Origin of the sequence: Sphingobacterium sp. BS-2, assembly GCF_046161205.1 — a bacterium.
GTDB lineage: Bacteria > Bacteroidota > Bacteroidia > Sphingobacteriales > Sphingobacteriaceae > Sphingobacterium > Sphingobacterium mizutaii.
Map to the genome: position 1 here is coordinate 21824 of NZ_JBIXGO010000015.1, position 15389 is coordinate 37212.

15 protein-coding genes are annotated in these 15389 nt (G+C 39.4%); 10 read left to right on the forward strand and 5 right to left on the reverse strand.

Annotated elements, in window-relative coordinates:
• Positions 1 to 3: 3 nt before the first annotated feature.
• From ACK2WI_RS06470 to ACK2WI_RS06480, 3 genes are read right to left on the reverse strand one after another with little or no spacing between them, the layout of a single operon-like run.
• Positions 4 to 528 (reverse strand): DUF488 domain-containing protein, encoded by a 525-nt coding sequence (locus ACK2WI_RS06470; protein WP_312698368.1) that lies wholly within the window; start codon positions 526 to 528, stop codon positions 4 to 6.
• Positions 515 to 1213: an SMUG2 DNA glycosylase family protein gene (locus ACK2WI_RS06475; protein WP_409150132.1), complete on the reverse strand. Its 699-nt coding sequence runs from the start codon at positions 1211 to 1213 to the stop codon at positions 515 to 517. The genes ACK2WI_RS06470 and ACK2WI_RS06475 overlap by 14 nt, the downstream gene beginning before the upstream one ends.
• 54 nt (positions 1214 to 1267) lie before the next feature.
• Entirely contained in the window at positions 1268 to 2407 is a 1140-nt protein-coding gene (locus ACK2WI_RS06480) for an acyloxyacyl hydrolase (protein WP_409150133.1), read from the reverse strand.
• Positions 2408 to 2522: 115 nt separating this feature from the next.
• Here ACK2WI_RS06480 and ACK2WI_RS06485 point away from each other — a divergent pair, with 115 nt between their 5' ends.
• The 9 genes from ACK2WI_RS06485 to ACK2WI_RS06525 all read left to right on the forward strand — a co-directional run bounded on the left by ACK2WI_RS06485 (position 2523) and on the right by ACK2WI_RS06525 (position 12897).
• The gene (locus tag ACK2WI_RS06485) at positions 2523 to 3437 is read left to right on the forward strand and encodes an AEC family transporter (RefSeq protein WP_409150134.1); all 915 of its coding nucleotides are present in this window, start codon (positions 2523 to 2525) and stop codon (positions 3435 to 3437) included.
• Between the two features lie 100 nt (positions 3438 to 3537).
• Entirely contained in the window at positions 3538 to 4503 is a 966-nt protein-coding gene (locus tag ACK2WI_RS06490) for an SUMF1/EgtB/PvdO family nonheme iron enzyme (protein WP_312698364.1), read from the forward strand.
• 40 nt (positions 4504 to 4543) lie between these two features.
• A complete protein-coding gene (locus ACK2WI_RS06495; protein ID WP_312698363.1) occupies positions 4544 to 5857 on the forward strand; it encodes a Gfo/Idh/MocA family oxidoreductase in 1314 nt (437 codons plus the stop codon).
• 29 nt (positions 5858 to 5886) lie between these two features.
• Positions 5887 to 6867, forward strand: coding sequence for an FAD:protein FMN transferase (locus ACK2WI_RS06500; protein WP_409150135.1), 981 nt, complete (start codon positions 5887 to 5889; stop codon positions 6865 to 6867).
• A 27-nt stretch (positions 6868 to 6894) separates the two neighbouring features.
• Positions 6895 to 7821 (forward strand): hydroxypyruvate isomerase family protein, encoded by a 927-nt coding sequence (locus ACK2WI_RS06505; protein ID WP_093097986.1) that lies wholly within the window; start codon positions 6895 to 6897, stop codon positions 7819 to 7821.
• A 99-nt stretch (positions 7822 to 7920) separates the two neighbouring features.
• Positions 7921 to 9171, forward strand: a complete 1251-nt coding sequence (locus ACK2WI_RS06510) for a nucleoside permease (protein WP_093097984.1) — start codon at positions 7921 to 7923, stop codon at positions 9169 to 9171.
• 20 nt (positions 9172 to 9191) lie between these two features.
• Entirely contained in the window at positions 9192 to 10874 is a 1683-nt protein-coding gene (locus tag ACK2WI_RS06515; RefSeq protein WP_093098489.1) for a GMC oxidoreductase, read from the forward strand.
• An 18-nt stretch (positions 10875 to 10892) separates the two neighbouring features.
• Positions 10893 to 12317, forward strand: coding sequence for a Gfo/Idh/MocA family protein (locus ACK2WI_RS06520; RefSeq protein ID WP_409150136.1), 1425 nt, complete (start codon positions 10893 to 10895; stop codon positions 12315 to 12317).
• A 10-nt stretch (positions 12318 to 12327) separates the two neighbouring features.
• The gene (locus ACK2WI_RS06525; protein WP_093097981.1) at positions 12328 to 12897 is read left to right on the forward strand and encodes a gluconate 2-dehydrogenase subunit 3 family protein; all 570 of its coding nucleotides are present in this window, start codon (positions 12328 to 12330) and stop codon (positions 12895 to 12897) included.
• A 61-nt stretch (positions 12898 to 12958) separates the two neighbouring features.
• On the opposite strand, the gene ACK2WI_RS06530 is transcribed toward ACK2WI_RS06525, so the two are convergent.
• On the reverse strand, positions 12959 to 13666 hold the full coding sequence (locus ACK2WI_RS06530) for an acyl-[acyl-carrier-protein] thioesterase (RefSeq protein ID WP_093097979.1): 708 nt from the start codon (positions 13664 to 13666) through the stop codon (positions 12959 to 12961).
• Between the two features lie 125 nt (positions 13667 to 13791).
• Between ACK2WI_RS06530 and ACK2WI_RS06535 the strand changes: the two genes are divergently transcribed.
• Complete coding sequence (locus ACK2WI_RS06535; RefSeq protein WP_093097978.1) at positions 13792 to 14058, forward strand: hypothetical protein; 267 nt, start codon at positions 13792 to 13794, stop codon at positions 14056 to 14058.
• A 181-nt stretch (positions 14059 to 14239) separates the two neighbouring features.
• On the opposite strand, the gene ACK2WI_RS06540 is transcribed toward ACK2WI_RS06535, so the two are convergent.
• Positions 14240 to 15388, reverse strand: a complete 1149-nt coding sequence (locus tag ACK2WI_RS06540) for a calcium:proton antiporter (protein ID WP_409150137.1) — start codon at positions 15386 to 15388, stop codon at positions 14240 to 14242.
• Position 15389: the final 1 nt, after the last annotated feature.

The window sequence follows — 15389 nt, forward strand, 5'->3', positions numbered from 1 at the left end:
TATTTATTCTGAATAATTTAATTTGCCATCTAAGATTCGAGCAGCAGAGGTATACGGATGTTCTTGGGCTTTTGCAATGGACATAATATGCCACACCTGCCATCCCCGCACCTTGAGGTAATCTGACACTAAGGAGCGATGGCATCTCCACCAAACAGCCTCTGAACACATAAAGACAGTTTTTTGTTCGGTTGCCAAAGCTTCTAATTCATTGATACCCTGTTTAAAGTCCTCCGTTTCCATATAATCGGCATAGCCTCGAAAGGAAAGGTTTCTCCAGGCATTATTATGGCTGTCCTTATGAGTAGGCCTACGACCTGCCAACGAGGTCAGATGTAGATATTTGATTCCATTGTTTTCTAGGGATTCTTTTAGCGAATCCTGGTTGAATTGCGGGAATTTCCGAGAACCTGGTAGTCTTCTGATGTCAACCAGGAGTTCAATATCAAAGGAGTTCAGCATATCCAAGAATTCTTGGATGGGATGGGTCGAATGCCCGATGCTGTATATAATCTTAGAACGTTCCATGATTTTGATTGAATGCAACTAAGTATTTATCTATATAGAGTTGTTTTTCTTTGGATTTGTATTGCTGGATAAAGCGAGGGTGTTCGAGGACAGTCAATTTTTTGAATAGATTGGCTTCCTGATTGAGTTTTTGGATGAACTGGGCATTCTTTTTCCCTAGGATGAAGACCTCATCTTGGTCAAGACCTAATTCGATATGGTTTTTTAGGGATTCGATCATGAAATCTTTAACCGCCAGGAAGAGTTTCGGGTCATCATAGTAATTGGCATTCAGGAATTGTCCTGGTTTGACCTCTCTGATGATTGCCAATGGGAAAGGGGAGTTGATATAGAATTCTCTGTAAAACTCGGCTGCTCCGCCAAATTCTTCAATCATATCGTACATAAAGACCGAAGATATTTCATGCGTGCGCGCAGAAGTCATTTTGATCCCACATGCAGATTCTAGCCTTTTGGTGTCGGTAAAAGGAACTCCGGTTACACCGGCACCATGTCTGCTGGGATTGATTCCGATCAGGAATTTTCGAGGATTTTTGTCTGCGTAGTATTGGTTGTAGAATTTCCGCATGACCTCCAGGGTTTCTGGATTGTCCATAAAAGGGTTCATCACAAAAAATCCTTCGGGTAATTTGCCTGTATATTGAAGCCTTTGGTTGAAGTCAATTACTTTGTCTGCAAAATTCATTTGACAAATGGATTTGGTTCCTATTGCTTCAATAAAGGTACGAAAAAGCTAGCTTTAATTTCCTTTATCTCTGTTGAAGGTATAGCCTACGGTCCATTCAATGAAGTCAGCTTTACCCATGTGCGCTTTGATGGAAACACCTGCATTGATGTTTTTATACACATAATAACGTGCTCCCGCTCTCAAGAATACGCGCCTGATTTCGCCATTGAAGCGTTGGTTATGCAGATAATATCCCACATTGCCATTGAGGACCAACCTCTCGTTGAGAATATGCGCGATATAGAATGATGGACCACCGGATAATTTAGAGCTTAACTTTCCAGATTTGTCGCCTGCAATTTCAGCATCATTACCTGATGAGGAATAGAATAGGTCAAATCCTCCTCCTAATCTCCATTTATAGGAAACATGTCTACTGGCATAGGCACTTAATGTGGACTTAAAGAAGCGTTCATCCGATTCGTCCTTTAATTGTTTAAATCCTACGCCATAATTAATATGGTAAAGGATTTTTTTGGAAAAGGGTTTAAGGACAGAATCCCTATTGATCTTGATATCGGGATTAATCTGGTAGTTCACTGAGACCGTCAAAGGAACCAGGTTCACTCCTTTGTTGGGTAATCGAAGCGCTCCATTGGAGAAATGATGGAATGCCAAACCAACTCCAGCTTTCCAATGCGGGTTGATCTTGTATTGGGTTCTGATCCCTAAATCAATAAAGACATTGTTCTTGGAGCCAATGACTAAATTCAAGGGGTTTTCATTTTCATTATAAGGTTTGAAGTTTCCGGAAAGACCAAGGCCAATGCGGTAATCATAGCTCCATCGGCTATCTTCCTTTGGTGCAATTGGGGTTTGGACAAATCCATAAATAGCGAAAGGGCTACCTAATATATCAGTGTTAAAGGTGCTGGAATAGAGTCCGATACCATATATAGGGTAATTGTAGATTTGATAATATTGATCCTTTTTTGCCCGTTGTTTCCAACCGATCTTAAAGTTTAATCCATTGTAATAAGCGCCTTCATAGGTAGATGATTTCAATCCTTTTTGGGCTAGTATACCACCGTTTTCGGTTTCAAGTTCAAGGATCAAAGGACTCTTTTTAATTTCCTCTTTGATTTGAGAGATTTGGCTGATCGCCAAAAAGGGTAAAAGCGTAAGTAAGAATAAGGTAGCGGATCTAATCACAGAATAATAATTATGGATTATACATAAGTCGACAAAAATAGTAATAACTTTGTGCCTTAAAACGAGTTCAGTGTCATTTTTGTTTCAAATGATATGCTGAAAAAAATTAGCTAACGTGTCAAACTTTATCCTCATTATTTTTTGCCTAGCCGCTGGGATAATAAGTAGAAGATTTAATTGGGTTGCGAAAGACGGGTATAAAGCCTTGAATGCATGGGTTTTGTATTTTGGTCTCCCTGCCATTTCGTTTAATTATCTTCCAAAGTTGAGCTGGGACAATGATTTGTTGTTCACGATGTTAGGACCGGTCTTGGTTTTAACTGGTTCCTTGATTTTCTTTTATATCTTGGAAAAAGTAACCAATATTTCCAAACGGACTTCCCATACCTTGATGTTAATTGCAGGATTGAGTAACACCTCATTTGTCGGATTTCCTTTGATAACTGCATATTTCGGAACGAAAGCCTTGCCAATTGGGATTGTAAGTGATCAAATGACCTTCTTTCTCTTGTCAACGGTAGGGGTAGTGGTGGCCATGAAAGGGAGTTTAAAGAAGAAAAACAATGTCGATATTAGATTTATCCTAAAGAGGGTATTTACTTTTCCACCGCTAATTGGTGCTTTATTGGCATTGACAATAGGGAGATTAGTCGATTTAAGCGGTTTGGATGAATTCTTTAAGATCTTGGGTTCAACGGTTTCACCAATTGCTTTATTTTCTATTGGGTTACAGTTGCATTTTGGGATAGTGAAGAGTGAAATTCCAAATATTACTTATGCTTTAGTGTATAAACTAATTTTGGCACCTGCCATTGTCGTTCTTGTCGCCCTGATGATGGGCTTGAAGGGGGAGATTGTACAGGTTTCTATTTTTGAGATGGCAATGCCTAGTTTAGTGGCTACCAGCATAATATTAAGTCAATTTAAACTGAATTCGAAGGTCGGGAATAGTGTGATCGGGATGAGTATTCCCTTAGGTCTTTTGAGCACATATTTGTGGTATCAAGTCCTTATTACATTCCTAATGTAACCTAAATGTTATTGAAATATTTCTAGAATTGCTTATCTTTATTGAAATAAATTCAAAAAAATTCTAATTGATTTTAGGTTTTAACATACAGTAACTATTTATGAAGAGAGTTTTATTCTTTGCTTTATTAGCAGGGATACAAATGTCTAATGCGCAGGAAAAACACGAGCGTTATACACAAAAGATAGAAGGGACAAGTTTAGAATTCACAATGGAAGCCATTCCAGGAGGTGAGTTTAACATGGGAAGTGCGAAATCGTCCAATTCGGATGAAAAACCAGTTCATAAAGTTAAATTAGATCCATTTTGGATGGGAACTTATGAAGTTACCTGGAATATTTTCGAACCATTTTTATATAAGGATTACGAGATCACCAAGTCTACAGATGGCAAAGTGCCAACTGAAGTTGATGCAGTGACCAGGCCAACGAAGCCGTACTTGGACATGACATTTGGCTTTGGCAAGGATGGTCAGCCTGCTTTAGCCATGACCCATTACAATGCTATTCAGTTTTGTAAATGGTTGTATGTAAGGACCGGTGTATTTTATAGATTACCAACAGAAGCGGAATGGGAATATGCTGCAAGAGCAGGTTCTGAGACTGAATACTTCTTTGCTGATGATGCAGCACAGATAGCTGAATATGCTGTTTTCAAAGATAACGCAGGCGGTAAAACTGCTAAAGTTGGAACAAAAAAAGCGAACCCTTGGGGTTTATATGATATTTTAGGGAATGTTTCTGAGTGGACTTATGATCAGTATGATGCTGATTTTTATAAGACCTTGGAAGGTAAGGTATCAGAGAATCCAGTTAATGTTCCGACCAAATTATATCCTCATGTAGTTCGAGGCGGTTCATTTGAGAGTGAAGTTGCAGATTTGCGTTCTGCTGCTAGGGGTGCGTCAGACCCGATTTGGAAGCAATTAGACCCACAGATTCCAAAATCAAACTGGTGGTTTCCGGAAGCTCCTTTCGTAGGGATGCGTTTAGTACGTCCGGTTAAACAACCTAGTCATGAGGAGATTATGGCGTATTATGATAAAGCGCCGCTTAAGGATTTTTAATTAACTTAAACCGTATAATACTCAATTTAAATCTAATTTCATGGAAAGTTTAAAACGTAGGGATTTTATAAAATCTTCTTCTGCCCTTGTGGGTGCTGCTGCCTTAACTGGTAGTTCAGTAAGCAGCGTATTCGCTGCAGGTTCTGACGTTATAAAAATTGCATTAATTGGATGTGGTGGTCGTGGAACTGGAGCAACCTTTGATGCTTTTGCTTCGGGACAAAATATCAAATTAGTGGCAATGGCCGACGCATTTAAAGATAACCTAGATTCTACTTATGATACCCTTAAGGAGAAATTTGGGGATAAAATAGATGTGCCAGATAGCCGTAAATATGTAGGTTTTGATGCTTACAAAGCTGCAATTAAAGATGCTGATGTGGTTTTGTTGACCACTCCGCCGGGATTCAGACCGATCCATTTTGAAGAAGCTGTGAAGCAAGGGAAACACGTTTTCATGGAGAAAGCAGTGGCTGCTGATATTCCAGGAGTGCGTAAGGTCTTGGAAGTGGCAGAAATTGCAAAGCAAAAGAAATTAAACGTTGTGGTAGGTTTGCAAAGACGCTACCAAACTAACTATAGAGAAGCAATCAAGCGTATCCACGATGGTGCTATCGGTGATGTGGTTTCAGGTCAAGTGTATTGGAACAGTGGTGGTGTTTGGGTGAGACCTCGTAAACCAAATCAAACTGAGATGGAATACCAAATGCGTAACTGGTACTATTTTAACTGGTTATGTGGTGACCATATCGTAGAGCAGCACGTGCATAACATTGATATTGCAAACTGGGTAAAGCAAAAATATCCGGTTTCTATCCAAGGTACAGGAAGTAGAGCCCATAGAACTGGAAAGGAATATGGAGAGATCTATGATAACTTCGCCCTTGAGTTGACTTATGATGATGGATCAGTGGTTTATAGCCAGTGTCGTCACTTTGAGGGAATCTCCAATAGGGTAGACGAAACCTTCCAAGCTACTAAAGGTAGAGTTTATTTATCTGCTGGAAACCAAGCGGTTTTATACGGACCTGATGGTAAAGAAATTTATCGTCATGATCCAAAAGGTAATCCAAATCCGTACCAACAAGAGCACAAAGAATTGTTTGAGGCGATTGCTAAAGGAGAATACAAATTCAATGATGCAGAATATGGTGCATACAGTTCATTGACAGGTATTATCGGAAGGATTGCTTGTTATACTGGAAAGGTAATCAAATGGGATGAGGCAATAAAGTCTAACATCAGCTTGATGCCTGATCAATACACTTGGGATGCAAAACCAAAGGTATTGCCTAATGCAGATGGATTCTATCCAGTTGCTGTTCCAGGACACGATGTAGAGAAATACATTTAATAGTGATAAAATTCTGTAATTTTATCATTATGATATTAATTGGTTGCTGTGCTTACGGACAGCAACCAATTTCTGCTTTACAGAAACACGAACTTTTTGGGCGTGCGCAAGGCACCACCTATACCATTAGCTATTACGCTTCTACTGCATCAATTTCAAAGACTTCCATCGACAGTATATTTTCTGTCATCGATCAGTCCATGTCGCTTTATAAAAAGGATTCCCATATTTCAAGGTTCAATGAGCCCAAAACGGGAAGGATGAAATTGGATCCCCATATGTTGAAAGTGATGAAGGAATCTTTCAGGGTATATAAAGACTCAAAGGGTTTATTTGATGTCACTGTGATGCCTTTGGTTTCTCTTTGGGGATTTGGACCGCAGGAAGTGGTCAATATTCCAGATTCGGCAACGATCAGGGAAACAATGGAACATGTTGGGATGGATAAGCTCCGTTTATCAGGAAAGACATTGAAAAAGAAGGTGGCTGAAGTTGAGATTGATCTGAACGGTATAGCGCAAGGCTACACTGTCGATGTATTACACGACTTTTTGTTAAAAAGGAAAATAGAAAGTTTTATTGTAGAAGTTGGTGGGGAAATCAGAGCCCATGGCTTGAAGCCAGATCAGAGCACTTTCAAGGTATTGGTTCAAAGGCCGGAGCAAGCAACGGGAGGTGCGGACCATATTTTAGAAATAAAAGACAAAGCTGTCACCACTTCAGGAAGTTACGAGAAGTTTCGTAAAGTAAAAGATTACAAGTTTTCACATCATATGGACCCAAAAACTGGGTTTCCAATTCAATCACAGATTATATCAGTAACAGTGGTTGCGAATACGGCAATGGAGGCGGATGCATATGATAATGTGTTCATTGCGATGAAACCAGAGGACGCAATTTCATTTGCGAATTCCAAAAATATAATTGATATTTATTTAATGTATTTGGAGGAAGGGAAAGTGAAAGAGGCCCAATCTGCTGGATTCAAAAAGTATTTGCTAACCGATTAAATACTTAAAATTTAAACTTATACCTAAATGAAACGTTCGGATTTTTTAAAAAACAGTTCCCTTTTGGTTGGAGCTTCATTATTTTCTAATGGACTTTCTGCCAATGATCAATCTCAAAAACCTATGGAATCGAAATCAGCCAATCAACCATTCAAATTAAACTATGGTCCACATCAAGGAATGTTCAGTGCAACAGCAGGAAAGAACTTTCTTGATGAAATTCAGTACATGTATGACTTAGGCTTCAGAGGAATTGAAGACAATGGCATGCCAGGTCGCTCCGTTGATGAACAGAAGAAAATCGGCGATCTGCTGGCAAAACTGGGCATGACGATGGGAGTATTTGTAGTTCCAAAAGGTGGGAATGGTGCTAATTCATTAGCTGCTGGAAAACAGGAGTTTGTGGATGTGTTCTTAAAGGGTTGTAGAGAGTCTGTTGAAATCGCGAAACGTTGTCATGCCAAGCATGTGACTGTTGTACCTGGGGACTATGTTAGAAATCTTCCTATTGGAGTACAAACAGCCAATGTGGTTGAAGGTTTGAGAAAAGGAGCTGAGATATTCGAACCACATGGTATTACCATGGTATTGGAACCATTGAGTGATACACCTGATCTATTCTTACGATTTACAGATCAAACTTATGAAATCTGTAAGGCTGTAAACAGCCCGTCTTGTAAGATTCTTTATGATGTATATCACCAGCAAAAAAATGAAGGAAACTTAATTCCAATGATGGATTTATGTTGGAGTGAAATCGGATATATCCAGGTGGGAGACAACCCCGGAAGAAGGGAGCCAACAACTGGAGAGATCAATTATAAGAACCTATTTAAATGGTTGTATGAGAAGGGGTATAAAGGCGTGGTTGGAATGGAGCACGGGATGTCCAAGTCGGGTAAAGAAGGTGAAGAAACCTTGGTTAAAGCCTATAGAGAGGTGGATTCCTTCTAATGCTAAAGGGATTTAGTATTGAAACAAATTCGTGATTAAATTTTGTAATTAGCATATTATCTCTATCTTTAAATTCAAGATTTTAGTAAACCTTTTAGAATGTCTTCATCAATTAAATTTAAACTCTCTTTCATGATGTTCCTCGAATTTTTTATTTGGGGGGCATGGTTCGTTACGCTCGGTACATTTTTAGGAAACAATTTAAAAGCGTCAGGCTTGGAGATCGCAAATGTGTTCTCTACGCAGTCATGGGGAGCTATTATTGCTCCATTTATCATCGGTATGATTGCAGACCGATATTTCAATGCAGAAAGAATCCTTGGTATTCTTCATTTGGTTGGGGCATTCTTAATGTACCAACTTTATCAGAGTGATTCTATTGGGTCTTTCTTTCCTTATGTCCTAGGCTATATGATCCTGTATATGCCAACACTTTCATTAGTGAATTCCGTATCATTTAGACAGATGAAGAATCCTGAAAAGGAATTCTCATTTATTCGTATTTGGGGTACTATTGGATGGATTATCGCTGGATTGTCTATCAGTTACTTGTTTAAATGGGATAGCCCAGAAGGCTTGCAAGAAGGCTTATTGAAAAACACCTTTATGATGTCAGCAATCGCTTCTTTAGTATTGGGTGTGTTTTCCTTTACCTTACCTAAAACTCCTCCTGTAAAGGCTGGAAACACAGGTGAGAAAGAAAGCATTTCTAAGATCTTAGGATTGGATGCCATTAAGTTATTGAAAGACCGTAACTTCTTGGTTTTCTTTATCTGTTCGATCTTGATCTGTATTCCATTAGCGTTTTATTATCAGTATGCCAATCCTTTCTTAACAGAGATTGGATTAGCCAATGCAACTGGTAAAATGACGATAGGGCAGATTTCAGAAGCGCTATGTCTGTTGTTATTACCTGTATTCTTTACAAGATTTGGTTTTAAGAACACCATTTTATTAGGGATGTTGGCATGGGTGATCCGTTATGTATTATTTGCTTACGGAAATGCAGGCGAGATGACCTTCATGCTGTTGATCGGTATTGCATTGCACGGTATCTGTTATGACTTTTTCTTTGTTTCAGGACAGATCTATACAGATTCAAAAGCTGGTAAAGACAATAAGAGTGCCGCTCAAGGATTGATTACATTGGCAACCTATGGAGTAGGTCAATTAATCGGATTCTGGGTAGCAGGATATGTGAGTGACATGTATGTTAATATCAAAGCTTCGGATTTAGCTTTGTTCTGGAATAAATTATGGATAGTTCCTGCAGGAATTGCATTTGTAGTAATGATCATTTTCATGCTATTCTTCAAGAAAGAAACTATTCAAACACAAGTAGAAAACTAATTAAAATTTAAAAGATAATGGTGGAAAATAATGTATATGATGCTATTGTTATCGGATCTGGAATCAGTGGGGGCTGGGCAGCCAAAGAACTTACTGAGAAAGGCCTGAAAACAATCATGCTAGAGCGTGGCCGCAATGTGGAGCACGTGAAAGATTATCATGCCAACAAAGACACATGGGAATACCCTCACCGTGGTGGTAGAACAGTGCAGATGGAGAAGGATTACCCGGTTTTAAAACGTGATTACCCATTGAACGAGAAAAACTTGGATTTCTGGGTTAATGAGAAAGAAAGTCCTTACACGGAAGTAAAACGCTTTGACTGGTTTAGGGGATATCATGTTGGAGGTCGTTCGTTGATGTGGGGCCGTCAAAGTTACCGTTTAGGTGATTTGGACTTTGAAGCAAACTTGAAAGATGGCCATGGAGTAGATTGGCCGATCCGTTATAAAGATATCGCTCCTTGGTATAGCTATGCTGAGAAATGGGCAGGTATTTCCGGTAACCGTGATGGTCTGGATGTACTTCCTGATGGTGATTTCATGCCAGCGATGGATTTTAACATCGTTGAAAAAGATCTTGCTGAGCGATTGAAAAAAGAATATGGTGGAAATCGTCACTTCATTATGGGACGTACTGCCAATATCACTCAACCGCATACTGGCCGTATCAACTGTCAGTACCAAAACCAATGTTGGTTGGGTTGTAACTTTGGAGGTTACTTCAGTACGCAGTCTTCAACATTGCCTCCGGCAATGAAGACGGGTAATTTGACGTTGAGACCATTCTCTATCGTTACGAAGATCATCTATGATAAAGACACTAAAAAAGCAAAAGGTGTTGAAATTGTTGATGCTGAAACAAATAAAACGTACGAATTCTTTGCAAAAGTAATCTTTGTATGTGCTTCTGCATTCAACTCGACTTGGGTCTTGATGAACTCAGCTACTGATGTTTGGGAAGGTGGATTAGGAAGTAGCAGTGGTGAATTAGGTCACAATGCTATGGATCACCATTTCCGTTTAGGTGCTGGTGGTAGAGTAGAAGGTTATGAGGATAAGTACTTCTTCGGAAGACGTCCAACCGGGCTTTATGTTCCTCGATTTGTAAATATTCCTAGTGATACCAAGAAACGTGATTATGTGCGTGGATTTGGATATCAAGGTTCTGGTAGCCGTGGTCGTTGGTCTGGTGAGATTGCAGAGATGCAGGTAGGTGGTGCATGGAAAGATGCATTATGCGAGCCAGGAAACTGGAGTGTTGGTTTTACAGCCTTCGGTGAAATTCTTCCTTACCACGAAAATAAAATCTCATTGGATAAGAGTGTCAAAGATAAATGGGGCTTACCTGTATTGTCGATGGACATGGAAATCAAAGACAATGAGCAAAAAATGCGTAAAGACATGACCGAAGAGATGAAGGAAATGTTGGAGAAGATCGGAGTTAAAGATGTAAACACTTATGATGGTGGTTATAATTTCGGTATGGGTATCCACGAAATGGGAACAGCTAGAATGGGTAGAGATCCTAAAACTTCGGTATTGAATGGAAACAACCAAGTTTGGGATGCATTGAACGTATTCGTTACTGACGGTGCTGCAATGACTTCTGCTGGTTGTGTGAATCCTTCATTGACGTATATGGCCTTGACTGCAAGAGCTGTAGATTTTGCTGTGAGTGAGCTGAAAAAAGGAAATTTATAACAATCTAAACCCAATAACATGAGTAAGAATAATTCAAGAAGAGATTTTATTAAGAATTCTGCGATAGCAGCAGCTGGTATCAGCATCGTGCCTAGACACGTATTAGGTGGTACTGGATTTACTGCTCCAAGTGATAAGTTGGTGGTTGCGGGTATCGGTGTTGGTGGTAAAGGTGAGAGCGATATTAAATCATTCCATGACTCAGGAAAAGCTGACATTGCTTTCCTTTGTGATGTGGATGACCGCAGAGCTGCTAACTCAAGAAAGCGCTTTCCAAAAGCTAAATATTATAAAGATTATCGTGAGATGTTGGACAAAGAGCACAAGAACATTGATGCTGTTTCTGTTTCAACTCCTGACCATAACCACGCTATCCAAGCATTGGCAGCAATGCAGTTAGGTAAACACGTGTATGTACAGAAACCTTTGGCTCACGATGTTTGGGAAGCTAGGGTTCTGACTGAAGCTGCTAAAAAATATAAAGTCGTAACACAAATGGGTAACCAAGGTGCATCAAATGATGGTCCTAGACAAGCCCGTGAGTGGTATGAAGCAGGTTTGATCGGAAATGTTCATACAGTTTACTGTTGGACTGACCGTCCAGTATGGCCTCAAGGTATTTCATGGCCAACGCAAAAGGCTAATGTACCGGCTGAATTGAACTGGGATCTTTGGTTAGGAACTGCTCCTCAAAAGGATTTCGTAGATAAATTGGTTCCATTCAACTGGAGAGGTTGGTGGGATTATGGTACTGGTGCACTAGGAGATATGGGATGTCACTTATTAGAAGTTCCATTTAGCGTGCTAGGACTAACTTATGTACAAGATGTTCAAGCATCAGTAGGTTCAGTATATGTTGATGAATTCAAACGTGGATACTTCCCAGAAAGCTGTCCTCCGTCTTCACATGCAACCATGACTTTCCCTAAAGCAGCAAGAACAACTGGACCAGTTACCTTGCACTGGATGGATGGTGGTATTCAACCTGCACGTCCAGAAGAATTAGGACCTAACGAAATCTTTGGTGATGGCGGTAATGGTATCCTATTGATCGGTGACAAAGGAAAAATCCTTGCTGATACCTATGGTGAGAACGCGCGTTTACTTCCTACTTCAAGAAAAGAGAATGTAGCATTGAAATATGAGCGTGTACCGGGTGCTGCTGGTGGTCACTATGCACAATGGGTAGAAGCTTGTATCGCAGGTTACGGAAAGAAAGAAGTGAGTGCTCCATTCGAAATCTCAGGACCATTGACAGAAGCATTACTAATGGCTAACTTAGCTATCCGCGGTGCTGATTTACGTGTTGATGGCAGATATCCAGGACGTAGCTTGAAGCTATTATGGGATAACGAAAATATGAAAGTAACTAACTTTGACATAGTGAACCAGTTTGTAAAACGTAACTATCGCCAAGGTTGGGATGTTAAATACACACTTTAATTAAAGAACAATGAATAGAAGAGAGGCATTAAAAAACGTTGCATTCATCGTTGGGGGTTCTGTAATCGGTGCGAACTTGTTCTTACAAGGTTGTACTAGACCTGCTTCGAAAGAAGTTGCATCCTTATTCGAAGGTGATACACCTGATTTTTTGGGTGAATTAGCCGAAGCTATTCTTCCTAAAACCTCAACTCCTGGCGCTAAAGAAGCTGGTGTTGGTCAGTTTATCCCAGTGATGATCCGTGATTGCTACGAAGAGAAAGACCAAAAAGCCTTTATGGATGGTCTGAACGGTGTAGATGAGCGTGCTCAAAAAGAATTCAAAAAAGGATTCGCAGAGCTGTCAGCTGAAGAGAAACTACAATTTGTAAATAATTACGATAAAGAAGCAAAAGACTATCAAAGCAATAAGAAAGAAGGCGATGCAAATCACTTCTTCACAATGTTGAAACAATTGACTTTGACTGGGTTCTTTACTTCCGAAGTTGGAATGAAGCAAGCATTGCGCTATGTGAAGATCCCTGGGAAATTTGATGGTAATTATCCATACAAAAAAGGAGAAAAAGCATGGGCAATATAGTCTCAGCTTAAGCATAAAAAAATCCCCAGAAGTACATTCTGGGGATTTTTTTATGTTCTATCTATTTGGTCAATCGCATCAAGAAATGTATCCTGCCATCCTTTTGAATACTGAATACCTTATCCTCATGTTCCTTGATTTCAATGTCATCAGCATAGTTTAATTCCTTTAGGAAATTCATTTCCAAGCGGCTAAATGAGCCTTTTAAGATGGTCTTTGGATCCATGGCATCAAAGCACCATTCCATGTATTTCACGTTATTGGCGTGGTTAACAATGTCCAAATCCGATAATTTAACCTTATAGTCACTCAATAGTTGGAAGTCCACATTGCCATCAATTTTTTCGACAGCATTTTTTGTAGGGATTTTATCCCTGAAAAACTCCATATGGTCAGTGCTGAGCGCAAAATTATCAGCTCTGCGGGTTCTGATGTTAAAGACTACCCATAAGCTACTGGCACTAATCAATACCTCATCTCCAAGCCATAGTTCAAAATTACGGATAGAACGGCTCCCGGTGAAATCCTGGATCCATGTCCGGATCTTGACTGTCTGTGTGTACTTTGGTAATCTATCTATTTCGATCAGCATCCTACTCAAGACCCATGACTGCCTGACATCGAACATCGCTTTATACCCAAAGCCTAAGTTCTCAGCATGTTCACTCGCCGTAATCTGTAAAATGTTGTTTAATTCACTATATTTCAACTGCCCGTTAGGATAACATTGAGTGAAATTCAATGTCCATTCCTTTTCAAATATGCCCATTTATGTGTGTTCTGAAATCTAATGCAAATGTAACTAATTTAATATTCTGCCCTAAAATCTTGCTGAAATATATATTAATTTATAAATTAACGTTAACCTTTTAAACCTCTTAATTAGATTGACGAATGACTGGAACATTAATTGAAAAAGAAGACGTAGATAAATTTAGAATTATCCCCGCCGAAACTGACAAAACAACCCAATTTTCTAACAAACTACAAGGTGCCGTGCGTTTGGGTAATGAATTCAAATCCAAGACTACAATCGTTTTCAATACCGAAGACGGTCCGAAACGCATCGAAACAACCGTGTGGTCCTTAACAGATAGGTATATCCAGATAAAACATGGAATTCTTATTCCATTGAAAGCATTAATAGAAATAGAATATTAGCAAAATAACCCGATTTAGAATCTCGGTTATTTAATTATTTAGAATTGAAACAACAAAAAAGAGCTGTCTATAAGACAGCTCTTTTTGCATTTAGATTGAAAGAGATGCGTTGTTAGGAAAAATCAACGCACTCTGTTCAACTCTTGATGTTACTTAATAAATTATTTTAAATATTTTGATGCTATGGATTGAAAATGAGGATCACAAAGACTGCAAACAAGACCAAATGCATAATTCCTACAATTGGAGCAGTCCTTCTGCCTGAAAAGGAAAGCATGCTCAGGATCAATGTAATCACAAACAGAATCGTTTCTGTCGTAGTCATCCCAAATAAGACTGTTTTGCTTGCGATCAGTCCAATAATCAAGACCGAGGGTACTGTAAGGCCTACTGTGGAAACAAATGCTCCATGACATAGATTGATAGCCCTTTGGAATTCATTGTTCATGGCTGCTTTAACAGCCGTCATGGATTCCGGAGTGAAAACTATGATTGCAATCAAGACCCCACCTAACAAAGGAGGCAAGTTCATTTCCTTGATGCCATAATCTACCAAAGTCGCAAGGTTATGGGATAGGAGAACAATCGGAAGGATCATTCCCAACAATATAATTGTGCGTAATAGAACTTCCTTTTTGCTCACTTTTTCCTGTCCATGTTCCTCAGATTGTTGGATTTCGTTCCTTTGAGCAAATAGGATTTCCATCTGACCAGGCTTAGGCTGGATATATAAGTGCCTATATCCTTTCATCTGATAGGCAAGAAAGAACCCATATAATAAAATGATCAATCCAGATATACTGGCTGCCTGAATGCTTGTGAATTCCCCATTCCCTTTCCCTTCAATAAAATTGGGGATCATCATAGAGATTCCTCCCAGCATAATGATCATGGATAAATAGGTAATCGTCCCTTGCGCATTATATTCCTGCTCACCATGTCTCAAGCCTCCTAGAAGGATACATAGCCCTAATACCAAGTTCATGATGATCATCATTACAGAAAAAATTGAGTCCTTTCCGATGGTTGGATTATCTTCAGGACCAAACATCATGGCTACAATCAAAATGACTTCTATGGATACAATGGATAGGGTAAGGATCAAGGTTCCGTAGGGTTCACCTAGTTTATGAGCCAATTCATCAGCTTCTTTTACCACTCCAAAAGCGGCACCGATAATGGTAGCCAGTACCAGTAAGAAAATACCTATTGCCAGTCCGTTATTGCTGTATAGGCCTTCAATACTTTTACCTAAAAACATAAATATGAATACCATTAACCAGATTAAGATCAGTCTGATGATTGTGTTTTTTGTTAAAATATTGTTCATT